This is a genomic window from Scytonema sp. NUACC21 (assembly GCF_054684315.1).
The window spans coordinates 16839-29809 of record NZ_BAAFZH010000055.1; the positions used below are offsets into that span (position 1 = coordinate 16839).

General features: G+C 41.8%; 10 protein-coding genes and 2 pseudogenes. 9 read left to right on the forward strand and 3 right to left on the reverse strand.

The genetic code is table 11. From position 1 onward, the window contains the following. Positions 1-132 precede the first annotated feature (132 nt). A complete protein-coding gene (locus ACYRY3_RS07885; RefSeq protein ID WP_460201150.1) occupies positions 133-1620 on the reverse strand; it encodes a non-ribosomal peptide synthetase in 1488 nt (495 codons plus the stop codon). Between ACYRY3_RS07885 and ACYRY3_RS07890 the strand changes: the two are divergent. From ACYRY3_RS07890 to ACYRY3_RS07900, 3 genes and pseudogenes are all read left to right on the forward strand, one after another. After that, positions 1561-2244: pseudogene (locus ACYRY3_RS07890) on the forward strand (hemerythrin domain-containing protein); the annotation flags it as partial. The gene ACYRY3_RS07885 and the pseudogene ACYRY3_RS07890 overlap by 60 nt on opposite strands. A gap of 280 nt (positions 2245-2524) precedes the next feature. Continuing rightward, positions 2525-5446 (forward strand): PAS domain-containing hybrid sensor histidine kinase/response regulator, encoded by a 2922-nt coding sequence (locus ACYRY3_RS07895; RefSeq protein ID WP_460201151.1) that lies wholly within the window; start codon positions 2525-2527, stop codon positions 5444-5446. Between the two features lie 5 nt (positions 5447-5451). Next, complete coding sequence (locus tag ACYRY3_RS07900) at positions 5452-6780, forward strand: sensor histidine kinase (RefSeq protein WP_460201152.1); 1329 nt, start codon at positions 5452-5454, stop codon at positions 6778-6780. Here ACYRY3_RS07900 and ACYRY3_RS07905 read toward each other — a convergent pair. After that, the gene (locus tag ACYRY3_RS07905; protein ID WP_460201153.1) at positions 6761-7330 is read right to left on the reverse strand and encodes a Uma2 family endonuclease; all 570 of its coding nucleotides are present in this window, start codon (positions 7328-7330) and stop codon (positions 6761-6763) included. The two genes, ACYRY3_RS07900 and ACYRY3_RS07905, sit on opposite strands and share 20 nt — an antisense overlap. A 202-nt stretch (positions 7331-7532) precedes the next feature. Further along, positions 7533-7709, reverse strand: a pseudogene (locus ACYRY3_RS07910) (hydrolase); the annotation flags it as partial. Between the two features lie 526 nt (positions 7710-8235). Here ACYRY3_RS07910 and ACYRY3_RS07915 point away from each other — a divergent pair. The 6 genes from ACYRY3_RS07915 to ACYRY3_RS07940 all read left to right on the forward strand — a co-directional run bounded on the left by ACYRY3_RS07915 (position 8236) and on the right by ACYRY3_RS07940 (position 12919). Continuing rightward, complete coding sequence (locus tag ACYRY3_RS07915) at positions 8236-8901, forward strand: helix-turn-helix transcriptional regulator (protein WP_460201154.1); 666 nt, start codon at positions 8236-8238, stop codon at positions 8899-8901. Between the two features lie 131 nt (positions 8902-9032). Continuing rightward, a complete protein-coding gene (locus ACYRY3_RS07920; RefSeq protein ID WP_460201155.1) occupies positions 9033-9263 on the forward strand; it encodes an addiction module protein in 231 nt (76 codons plus the stop codon). Further along, entirely contained in the window at positions 9260-9565 is a 306-nt protein-coding gene (locus tag ACYRY3_RS07925; RefSeq protein ID WP_460201156.1) for a type II toxin-antitoxin system RelE/ParE family toxin, read from the forward strand. The genes ACYRY3_RS07920 and ACYRY3_RS07925 overlap by 4 nt, the downstream gene beginning before the upstream one ends. Positions 9566-9920: 355 nt before the next feature. Then, the gene (locus ACYRY3_RS07930) at positions 9921-10526 is read left to right on the forward strand and encodes a hypothetical protein (RefSeq protein ID WP_460201157.1); all 606 of its coding nucleotides are present in this window, start codon (positions 9921-9923) and stop codon (positions 10524-10526) included. Between the two features lie 468 nt (positions 10527-10994). Next, positions 10995-12143 (forward strand): AAA family ATPase, encoded by a 1149-nt coding sequence (locus ACYRY3_RS07935; protein WP_460201187.1) that lies wholly within the window; start codon positions 10995-10997, stop codon positions 12141-12143. Beyond that, the gene (locus ACYRY3_RS07940; protein ID WP_460201158.1) at positions 12140-12919 is read left to right on the forward strand and encodes a DUF3226 domain-containing protein; all 780 of its coding nucleotides are present in this window, start codon (positions 12140-12142) and stop codon (positions 12917-12919) included. The genes ACYRY3_RS07935 and ACYRY3_RS07940 overlap by 4 nt, the downstream gene beginning before the upstream one ends. Positions 12920-12971: the final 52 nt, after the last annotated feature.

A 12971-nucleotide genomic window follows, 5' to 3' on the forward strand; every position in this document is an offset into this window, starting at 1 on the left:
GTTAAGGTCATTATTTTTTGTTATTTATAAGAAAAAATAACTAATTAGCTATAGCAGTCCTATTTGAGTTATAAATTGCTTTATTAGAGCAAAAAACTCTTAAGAGAGAACAGGATAAAACTTTTTATTGCCTTATTGAGATGAAACGCCTTTTTCCTTCGTCGCTGCTCGATGTTCTTTTCTGGCTTCTTTTCGACGCTGAACTGAAGCTTTCCTGCTCTCAGGACGATGAGAATGTTTTATAACAGATATTTCTTCGCTTGACTCCTGGCTAAGATATCTAGCTAGGCGGCTTATAGTTGGATATTGAAACATTTCAACTAAGGGAAAATTTCGTTGAAATATTGTTTGGATATTACTATGAACCTGAACCAAAAGCAATGAATGACCCCCAAGTTCAAAGAAATTATCATGAATTCCTACGTTCTCAACCTTAAGAGCTTCTTGCCAAATATTAGCAATAGTTTTTTCTACCTCGGTTTGGGGCGGCTGATAAACTACTTCCAACTCTGGGCGTGCTGTATCAGGTACTTTTAGTGCCTTGCGGTCAACTTTACCATTAGGGGTGAGCGGTAACGCCTCTAATAGGACAAAAGCTGCTGGTACCATGTAGTTTGGCAACTTAGACTCTAAAAACTGGCGCAGTTCGGTAATTGTCAGTGTTTGCCCTTTTTGGGGAACTACATAAGCTACCAAACTTTGAGAACCTACTGCATCTTCCCTTACTGCCACTACGGTTTCTCGTACTGCTGGATGTTGGCACAGGACAGCTTCAATTTCTCCCAGTTCCATGCGGAAACCACGAATTTTGACCTGGTGGTCAATACGTCCCAAATATTCAATGTCTCCATTGGGCAGATAACGGGCTAAATCCCCAGTTTTGTACAGACGTGCGCCTGGGTTATCACTAATGGGATTGGGGATAAACTTTTCTGCTGTCAAGTCGGGACGGTGAAAATAACCCCGTGCTAATCCTGCGCCACCTATATGCAGTTCACCTAGTACACCGACAGGCACCAACTGACTGTATTGGTCTAAGATGTAAAGTTGCGTGTTTGCAATGGGTTGCCGAATTGGTACAACGTTGCTCTCAATGGCTACCTGAGATGCGGCTGACCAAATGGTGGTTTCTGTCGGACCGTACATATTCCACAACGAGTGACAGCGATACAGTAACTGACTGGCTAGGTTCCCAGGTAAGGCTTCTCCACCACATAAGATTTTTAAGCGATGATTCCCATTCCAACCTGTTGCTAAAAGCATTTGCCAAGTAGCTGGTGTGGCTTGCATGACTGTAGCTTTTGAATCCAACAGCATCGACGACAAGCGTATTCCATCTGCAGCCACTTCCCGACTGGCAATGCCTAAGCACGCACCTACTGTAATCGGGAGGAAAAGTTCCAATGCTGCAATATCAAACGAATAAGTTGTGACTGCAAGTAAGATATCTTCCTGAGTTAACCCCGGTGTTTGCCTCATAGCAAACAAAAAGTTGCTTAAAGCCTTATGGGGAATTTGCACGCCCTTGGGTTTGCCTGTGGAACCAGAGGTATAAATCGTGCTGACGTGTTGTTGGCAATTGGACCTTTGAACACCGTTAACTTTGAGAACCGCGCTCACCAAGAACAACTCAAGGGCGTTTTGGAAGTTCTAGGTGTTCGCGAACTCACCGGTCAAGATGCGGATCAAGGTATTTGGGGACGCGTTCAAGATGCTATGGCAGCATTAGGCGGCGTATTTGGTAGTGTTGCTACCCAAACCTCTGATAAGAATGATATGAATATCCAGGATGTTATCCGCCTGGATCATAATAAGGTCAATACTCTCTTCACCGAACTTCTGGCTAGCAACGATCCTCGGAAAATCCAAGAGTACTTCGGTCAAATCTACAAAGACCTTTTGGCACACTCCATCGCTGAAGAGGAAACTATATACCCCAGAGTACGTCCTTTCTACGGTGAAGACAACGTCCAGGAACTCTATGACGAGCAAGGTCAATTCCGGGTGTTGTTAGATGAAATTAAGGCTATCAATCCTTCTAACATCGATCAATTTAAGGACAGAATCAGAAACCTGATGGATGCTGTTGGCGATCACATTCGTCAAGAGGAAAGCACCATGTTCGCCGCTATCCGCAACAACCTCAGCTCTGACCAAAGCGAGCAATTGGCTACTGAATTTAAGGCAGCTAAGGTAAAAGCTCAACAACAAATGGGTGTTGTTAGCGAAGCAGGTAAGAAGTAATCAACAGGCTTTGGAGACGCAAACATTTGCGTCTCTCGTTTTGTTTGAATTTACAGCCATCAAGCTTGCTAGCTAGTGACATTAACTCCCACACTTGGTGATGGGAGTTTTTGTTTATTTGTTAAACAATTCAACTAAATTAAACATATATTTTGGTTAATTTTACATTTTTTTATATGGCAACAAGAAAGTCAGAAATGAGTTGAGCTTTGTTATTTTTCCAAGTTGAAAGGGAACTCTGTATTATAGACAGATGACTCCGGAAGGTTCCCTATAACAAATGCTAGATATAAAGCACAGCCCAACAAAGACCCCTTTATGTGAGAGTGCGGCACACTTACTACAAGCAATTGAATATTCTCCCATTGCGATAGTCATTTTCGATCGAGAAATGCGCTATCTGGCTGTGAATAGCAAATGGCTCGAAGAGTATAACCTGACCGACGATATTATCGGGCGCTCTCACTATGAGGTCTTTCCTGATATTTCACAAGAGTGGAAGCAAATTCACCAAAGGTGTTTGGTAGGAGCAATCGAACAACGAGATGAAGATCCCTATCCACGAGCCAACGGATCTCTCGAGTGGGTACGCTGGTTGCTTCGACCTTGGCATACCTTAAGTGGTGAAATCGGCGGCATCATTATGTACAGCGAAAAAACGACTCAACGCAAACAAGCTGAAGAAGCTCTGCGTGAAAGTAACACGCTGTTGCGCTCTATCTTAGAATGTATCCCAGATTTTATTGTTGTCAAAGATCTTGACGGACGCCATGTTGCTCTTAACTCCAATTTGGCAAAATTTTTTGGTAAGCCAATTGAGGACATTCTTGGCAAAGACGATACTGAACTGTTACCGCCTGATGCAGCGCGTGCGATCGTGTCAAAAGACCGCCAGATTATGAGAACTTGCCTTACCGAAAGTTACGAGGAAGATGTCTCTAATGGACAGATAAGTGGAACTTTTCTAACTACAAAGACTCCTTGGCTGGATACTCACGGCAACATTCTGGGCATTATCGCAATATCACGAAATATTACCGATCGCAAACAAGCGGAGATAGGACTTCAACACAGCGAAGCACGATATCGAAAGCTGATTGAAGCAACTGCTCAAATCATTTGGGATACCAAGGCAAACGGTGAGTTTGTTACTGAACAACCCCAGTGGAGTGTATTTACCGGACAGTCCTTTGAGGAATTGAAAGGATGGGGCTGGCTGAATGCCATTCATCCCGGCGATCGAGCCCACACTACACAAGTTTGGTTAAATTCCCTTGCTAATGGGACACTTTATAAGGTGGAATATCGCTTGCGCCGTTACAATGGTGAGTACCGCTACATGAATGTGCGAGCTGTTCCGATTTTCAGCGCAGATGGTAGCGTCTGCGAGTGGATTGGAGTGCATACCGACATTACGGAACAAAAACAAGCAGAGGAAACTCTCCGTCAAACTCTAGAAATTCTGGACTCAGCTAGTGACAGTATCATCATTCGGGACATGGAAGACCGAATTACTTACTGGAATCGTGGCGCAGAACTCCTTTACGGTTGGAAGCGCAAAGAAACCATTGGGCAGTACATTCACACCTTCCTGGACACCGTCTTCCCCAAACCGTTAGAAACCATCTTGACCGAGTTTTTAGAACAGGGACACTGGCAGGGAGAACTGCACCACAGAACTCGCGAAGGTCGGCAAATCACAGTGGCAAGTCGTTGGACGCTACAACGCGATGGCTCCGGGCAGCCATGCGCTCAACTCGAAATTAACAACGACATTAGCGCTCGCAAGCTATTTGAAATGGCACTTACCCAAGCCAAAGAAGCGGCAGAAGCAGCGAGTCACGCTAAAAGTGAATTTCTTGCCAACATGAGCCACGAACTGCGAACTCCACTCAATGGCATTCTGGGTTATGCCCAAATTCTTCAGCGTTCAAAAAGCCTTAATGAAGAAGAGCGATCGCGAATTGATGTGATTTACCAGTGCGGTTCCCATTTACTAACTTTAATCAATGACATCCTGGATTTGTCTAAAATCGAAGCCCAGAAAGTAGAACTCACGCCGATGGATTTCCATTTCCCAGCCTTCCTGCAAGGTGTGGCGGAAATGTGCCGCGTTCGCGCTGAACTCAAAGGCATTCAGTTCTATTATCAACTGGCGTCGGAACTGCCAATCGGTATCCATGCCGATGAAAAACGCTTGCGCCAAGTGCTGATCAACCTCCTGAGTAACGCCATCAAATTTACCGATACAGGCAGCGTTACCTTTACTATCAGCTATGCCTCTGAAGGGAAAATTCGCTTTGAAGTGCGCGATACAGGCATTGGCATTGCCCAAGAAAAACTCCAAGTTATTTTCTTACCATTTGAGCAGGCGGGAGACAACCGCAAACAGACAGAGGGTACTGGGCTGGGATTGGCAATCAGCCAAAAAATTGTGGAATTTATGGGCAGTACCATTCAGGTTCAAAGTGAAATGGGTGTTGGCAGTATTTTCTGGTTTGATGTCAACCTGCCCAACGCTGATGAGTGGGTCAAAACATCTCAAGCCGACGATCTCGGACAAATCATTGGTATCAAAGATCGCCGACCCAAAGTGCTTGTCATTGACGACAAATGGGAAAACCGCTCGGTCATCGCCAATTTGCTCAGCCCGATTGGCTTTGATGTGGCTGAGGCAATCGATGGACAACAGGGGTGGTACAAATTGCAAGAATTTCAGCCAGATTTGGTTATTACCGATCTGCTGATGCCAAAACTTGATGGGTTTGGTTTGATTAAGCGCATTCGCGAGTCGGAAGCATTCAAAAACACGATCGTCATTGTCTCATCAGCAAGCGTGTTTGAAAGCGATCGCCATCGCAGCTTGGAAGTAGGAGGGAATGATTTTCTTCCCAAGCCCATACAAGCAATAGATCTCCTCAAGCAATTGCGGCAACATCTTCAATTAGAGTGGCTTTATGAAGAGCAGAAAACTTTGACCCAACTAGAGCAAGGCAATGTGGAGCTAGTAATTCCACCTACAGTAGAAATAAAAATTCTGCACGAGTTAGTAATGAAAGGTAACTTTAAGGGAATTATTAAACAAGCAGCATTACTTGAACAAATGGATGAAAAATACATCCCTTTTGCAAAAAGACTGCGTCACCTGGCAAAGGAATTTCAAGACCAAGAAATCCTGACACTCATTGAATCTCATAAGTAAGCGACATGAATCTTGCTCCTGACCAAACTGCGACCGTTCTCATTGTTGATGATAATCCTGCTAATTTAGGTGTCTTATCTGACGCCCTCGACCAAGCTGGTTTAGAAGTGTGGGTAGCGAAATCTGGAAAAGTAGCCTTGGAACGGGTCAGATACGCTTTACCCAATTTAATTTTGTTGGATGTAATGATGCCAGAAATTGACGGATTTGAAACCTGCCGTCAATTAAAAGCAGCCCTTGACACAAAGGATATTCCTGTCATTTTTATGACAGCACTCTCCGACACTGCCAATAAAATAAAAGGTTTTCAAGTTGGTGCCGTGGACTATATCACCAAACCCTTTCAGCAAGAGGAAGTCCTGTCACGGGTTAAATTGCACTTAAAGCTAAACGAGCTAGCTGAAAAATTGGAGCAGAAAAATCGTCTTTTGGAGCAAAAAGTTGCAGAAGTCAGCCTTGCTTATAATGACTTACAACAAATACAAATCAAGCTGATTCAAAGCGAGAAACTGTCTAGTTTAGGACAGATTGTTGCTGGAATTGCTCATGAAATTTACAATCCCATAAATTTCATTTATGGCAACCTTATCTATGCTAACGAATACACCCATGATATCTTAAACCTCCTGCGTCTTTATCAAGACGAATACCCGCTCCTAACTCCTCGCATTCAAGCAAATATGGCAACAATTGACCTCGACTTCCTTCAAAATGATATTTTGAAGTTGTTTGACTCCATCACGTTAGGGGCACAACGCATTCAGGAAATTGTGAAATCGATGCGGGTTTTCTCGCGGATAGACGAAGCTAACATGAAAGCGGTAAACATCCATGAGGGGATTGACAGCACGCTCACTCTTTTGAATTACCGCTTAAGGGCAAAACCAGAACGTCCCAGTATTGTAGTAGTTAAAGACTACGGTCAGCTACCACTGGTTGAGTGTTGGGCAGGACAACTCAATCAAGTTTTTATGAATATTCTTACCAATGCCATTGATGCATTGGATGAGTACAATCAACAGCTTTCATTTGAAGAGATTAAGCAGCAACAAAACCGCATTGAGATTCGCACCGCAATGATTGGAGATGATAGGGTTGCTATTCATATCGCTGATAATGCTTTGGGAATCAGTGAATATGTCAAAGCTAAACTATTCGAGCCTTTTTTTACAACAAAATCTTTTGGAAGAAACGGATTGGGTTTATCTATCAGTTATCAAATTATTGTAGAAAAGCATGGTGGCAATCTCTACTGTCAATCTACCCTTGGAAAGGGTACAGAATTTATAATTGAAATTCCAATTAAACAGCCAATTAAGGGAAAAAGCGTTTAACTAAGCAACTAAATCCTGGTAACAAGGCAGAAGTTACTAAATCCTTCTCAAACAAAGTTGCTACCAACTTCAGTTGACCGTTTTCTCGGCGATAGATTTCAAGTTTGCGCGATCGCCAATCTGCTATCCAATACTCGCGCACTCCACTCGAAGAATAGAGTTTAAGTTTAGCAACTCTGTCTCTTTTCTGGTCTTGCTGGCTTTCAGATAATACCTCAACAACTAATTCTGGAGCACCTGTTAAATACCCTTGTTCGTCAATCAGTTGTATATAGGTTTCCTTTGTTACCCATACGACATCAGGGATGACATTATTGGTATCTGAAAATATAATTCCAGGACTGGGAATTGTTTCTCCTAAATTGCTTTCCTCAGACCAAGTGTTAAGTTGCTGAAAAATCCGCCCACAGGTTTGCTGATGCCTTGAATGAGGTGCCCTTGTCACACACAACTCTCCTTCAATAATTTCATAGCGCGTCCCCTCATTTTCTGGCAACAGATCTAGATCGTAAACCGTCCAGTGGATGTCCTCTGTTCTTGCCTGACTCATCGCCCGAACTCCCTATCTTGATTAAAGTAGTTTAAAACACTGAAGGCAATCAATGAATTTAGATGACCTCATTGAATAACTAATAATACTTCATAAAAATGGATTATTCCTTTCCCACTATCAGATTACTAGTTTTCTTTTCCTCCTTTGCACCCGTGTAGTTTATTCAGAGAGGTAATCTTGAAGCAGGAAAGGAGTAAGGTTAAACTTCTTGCCAATATTTATAAGCCGTGTAAGCCATAGTCACAACTCCGGTAATGATGGCAGATTCATCCACATCAAAAAGGGGATGATGCAATGGGTAATTCAAGATTCTATCTTTGAAACCCACACCTAAACGGAACATGGAACCGGGAGCGTGTTCTAAATACACGGAAAAATGAAGATAGCGTTGCAGGTAAATGCCAACAGACAACCCACCAGCTCCACCACCGACAACAATCACGTCATAAACACGATCGGCACGTTCTGAGAGATTTTGCTTTGTCAGTTTCATAGCACGCTCCAAGATGCGATTGCAAATACAAATCAATCCTGATTAGGGACAGATACGAAACAACAACAAATTCATGATTGTGTTTCAATTGACATTTTGACTGGCTATAGATGCTTACAGATACTTCAAGCATAGCGCTCTTCCATCACCCTCTCTAGAGAAAAAAGAATAATCATTGCTACACAAGAGTTTCAGGCAAAACTGATGATTGCATAGTGCTTCTTGTTTGATTGGACTTTGGATAAGGTCTGAATTGGTGTTAATTTTTGCTCAGTTTATAGTTCAGAATTTTGCTCAAATTACGATTGAACGCACACTCATAGCTACTTAACATGATTTGTCAAGTAACACTTGACAATTGGTTTTGCAAATATGTAAAGTAATACTTGACGACCAACAGACAAAGCCAATGAAAAACCGACTGAAAGAACTTCGACAACTGCATCAATGGTCACAATCTGACCTCGCCAGAGAATTAGGAGTTAGTCGTCAGGCGGTCAATGGTTTTGAATCCGGCAAGTTCGATCCCAGCCTTGAGATGGCTTTCAAAATTGCCAGCCTGTTCAATGTTGCAATCGAAGACGTTTTCATCTATGAGGCAAAGAACTCTATGCAAACACTAGTCGATCGAGTCAAAAACTTCTTTGGCTTCGAGTTTGGTTTCGAGCGGTTCACTGAAAAGGCAATCAACGCAATCAATTTCGCCCGAAATGAGGCAACGCGATCGCACAACTCACTTGTTGAGCCAGAACATCTGCTTGCTGGCTTGTTAGCAGACCCAACTACAACAAGTGCTCGTTTACTTCGAGCCAATGGTGTGACCCTGAACATCGAAACCAGTGAGGGTTCTTTTGAATCCCTTTTGAATCCAAAGTTTAGTCCACAAAGTAAGTTCGTTCTAGAGCTTGCCTTACAAATCGTTCGGCTTCAGGGTAAAAGATTAATTGGAACCGAACATCTCTTGTGGGCTTTGGTTCGACTAGCTGAGACAGACAAGACCGCTCTGAGTGACTTATTTCAACGTTACAAACTTGACAAGGAGACCCTGAACAATCAACTAGCAGAAACGGTCTAGATTCAGACCAAAAACCCACGTTTCTAGAATAGGGAATGAGCTTTCTTTCTCAACCCACTTCTAAAGGGGGCGATCTCAGTTAAAATTAAATAGTTAAGCATAAAGTCTGAATTCTTGGAAGAAACAATAACATGACTGAGACAGCGGAAAAACTCAAGCTTGAACTTTCTCAACTCTCTCTACAAGAACGTGCCGAACTTGCACACTTTTTGATACATTCCTTAGATGAAGGTGTCAATGATGATGTAGAGACTGCTTGGGATACAGAATTAACCCAACGCTTGGAAGATATTCATAGCGGAATAGCGATTGGCGAAGCATCAGATCGAGTGTTTTCTCAGTTACGCGAAAAGTATTCATGAAGTTTATTGTTATCCACACTGCAGCTCGAAAGGAGCTTGATGCTGCGATTGCTTACTATGAAGAGCAAAAAGCAGGCTTGGGACTTGATTTATTATCTGAAGTAGAGAAAGCTATTGGGAAGATTCAACAAAATCCCAATTTAGGAACGCCACACAAAATCACAGGGGTACGTCGTTACACTATTCAACATTTCCCCTATCTCATTTTTTATACAGAACTTGAAGAGATTATTTGGGTGATTGCAATTGCACACGGAAAGCGCAAACCGGATTACTGGAAAAAGCGGAAAATTGAGATGTAACGAGATGATTATCTTTATCCCGTACATAGATAAGAGGGCGGGCGAGGACGCCTACCCCACAAGATTTGGTCTAATAATCTGAGAATTGCTCAAAGACAGACTTAATATCATGTCCGGGTAAAGACTTATCATTAAGGCAGATGGGGAGATGGGGAGATGGGGAGAGGGGGAGAGGGTTTTCCGGTTTTTGCACAGATTGTTTAATAATAACTAATTAACCGGACTGAATATAAGTCAGTAAAGTCGATGAGTTCAGTCGAATGCAATCCGGAAGCAGCAGTTACGCGATCGCAGTTAAAATCAAATAGTGGAGCCTAGAGCAAAAGTTATTTGGAAGACTTAGAGAATATACAGTATGCCTTATAGCCAATTCGATTCTATAGGAAAAGTCAAATCTGCTTTTGGAATCTCCACTGTCGAGGGAGTCCGTTTTTTTCCTCAAATCTCACCATGTGAACCTTCCTCAACTTTAACTGAATTTTTAGAAGAAAGTTTACCCTTAGCTATAGCAACTGGTAGTGAAAAAGCTCGTTCAGAATTAATTGTTAGTCCCGTACTGTTGGAAGTGCGAAAACTTCTTAAACGTCAGATTAGTTTATTTTCAGGTGAAAACTTTGATGTTGATTCTTCAGTTGGTCTAAATGGTAGATGCGACTTTCTTATTAGTCGTTCACCTGAATTACTAGAGATAGAAGCCCCTGCAGTGATTATTGTTGAAGCAAAACAAGCTGATTTGAAGTTAGGTATAGGTCAGTGTGTTGCAGAAATGATAGCAGCCCAAAAGTTTAATGAGTTGAAGGGAAATCCGACAAACACAATTTACGGCAGTATTACAAGCGGTACGCAGTGGCGGTTTCTCAAATTAGAAGAGAAAACAGTCACAATCGATCTCACAGATTATCCTTTACCACCAGTAGACCAAATTCTTGGTATTTTGGTTTGGATGGTACAAAATGGGTAACCTGACATCTTGCACCTTCTCAATAAAGGGGTGGTGGGCTTTAGCCCTACCTACGTAATAATAAGCTTTTCAGCCTATTATTTTCGCTTGGGAAATGGTGGTGCAAGATATGAGTAACTTTACTTAACCTCGAAAGGAGCTTGATGCTGCGATTGCTTACTATGAGGAGTAAAAAGCAGGATTGGAACTCCACATTTTCTGGAAGTGGCTGGTGTTAATATAGCCAAGTGAGAAGAATTTTATAGATGCTGTAAGTAGTGGTTATCTTATTCTGATTAAAATCGGCTCAGCAGTTTTCCCATGACTGCTGTAAATTGTTCAGCACCTCTGGAAAGTTAAAGTCTGTTACATGGCATCAAAAAAGTCCCAGATCCACTAAAATACACTATGATGAAGAGGCATCAATGATGTAAGGCGAGATAAAACATCTCTCAAGCCAATAGTGTAGTTAGATGGTAGAATAACTTGATGAGACATTTTGAAGAAATTACTATTCAAAACTTTCGAGGAATCCAAGATCTAAAGTTGCAGGGCTTGGGACAAATCAACTTACTAGTTGGAGTGAATAATTCTGGAAAGACAAGCGTTTTAGAAGCTATCTCCGCTTATTGTTCTCCTCTTGATTTACGTGAGTTAGTAACCACGGCGAGACAAAGAGAAAGAGAAAACCTTGTTGATAGAATTCCTACACTTGATGCTCTTTTATGGATGTTCCCGCAGAGCAAAGATGTAGAGAAAGGTACTTTAGATCAAAGTGAAATTGTAATATCGAGCCTTGGTTCGTTCCCGGTAAATCAGCTACAAGTACTTTATCAAAAAATTGAGGGTGTTCGGTTTGTAACAGCATCAAGTCGAAATCGTAGGATGAGTTTGAGCAATCAAAATTTGGATGATGACGAAGACAGTTTGCAAGAGGAAATCCAGCAAGGTATAGATTTGGAATTACAAGTTCACACAAATCAGCTTACTTCAAGCGGAGAGAAAGAAGTTTTCACTAGAAGGTTGCAACTTTGGGAAAGGGATCGGTTGGTTGCAAGAACTGGTGAAGCAAGTCTCAACTTGCCAGTTTATATGATTACACAATTCTCCCATCGTACTGAACGCGTCCAAGCCAGAGCACTTACAGAAACAAGAATGTCGAACTTTACGGCTCAAGTTATTCATCTTTTACAAAAGATGGATTCTGGAATAATTGGTCTGGAAATTTTGACACCTTTAGACCGCCCTATTGTATATGTTAACCATCAGCAATTGGGACTTGCTCCGTTAAGTACATTTGGAGATGGTGTTCGGCGCTTACTTTTCATTGCAACAAAACTTGTTAAAGTAAGAGGGGGAGTTCTCTTGATTGATGAAATTGAAACCGCAATTCATACAGAAGCTCTTCACCAATCCTTCTCGTGGTTAATTTATTGGTGTCGAGAAATGGACATACAACTATTTGCAACCACTCATAGCCTGGAAGCTATTGATGTACTTTTGAATGCTACTCAAGAAGAAAATGATTTAGTGACATTTCGATTAGAGCGAGCAGAATCATCAACTAGTGCAGTTCGTTTAGATCAATATTTACTTCATACACTTCGTGAAGAGCTAGGACAGGAGGTTCGTAAGTGAGCCTCCGGTATGCTCTTATTGGTGTCGAAGGTCCACACGACCAAGCATTTGTAAACAAAATTCTTCAGCTTCTTGGATTTAGAAATTTTAACGGGAAAAGAGAAAATCTCGATCCTTTCTGGGAAGTTTTTATTCCAACATATCCACGTGGAAATGATTTATATAAGCGCCTTGATATGCCTTCGATATTGTTCACAGATACTTTATCTGTAGCTGTATACGTTGGAGAGGGCAGCAATTTAGGACTACGGCTTTCTGCAACTATTCAGGGACGTGGCAATAACTCACCAAATTACAGAACTGACATTTCTGCTTTTGGTATTGTTGCTGATTCAGATGATAACTCCCCCGACCAAATTGCAAAACGATACCACCAACATTTCGATAAATGCTTTCCGAATTTTCCAGACCAAGCGGGGATTGTAGACTTGAATTCCCCCCGAACAGGTATTTTCGTATTACCTGATAATCTCAATTCAGGTGTTTTAGATACCCTAATTTGTGAGTGTGGTGAGATTGCATATCCAACATATATGGAAAGAGCACGTTCTTACTTAAAGAACTTCTCTGCAGAGGAAAGAAAAGAGGAGCTACGCTGGAAACCTTTTGATTATGAGAAGGCTTTAATCGCAACAGTTGCTAGTGTTTTGATGCCAGGAATGACTAACACAGCAAGCATAAGCCGTAATTTGTGGGTTTGTGAACAGACACGGCTACAAGCTCCTGGTATTTCCAATTTTGTAAACTTTCTAGAGCAACTTTTAGATATAACTTAAGAAGTTAATATTTTGCCCAAAAAAATATAATCAGAGCAAAACATATCCGGAA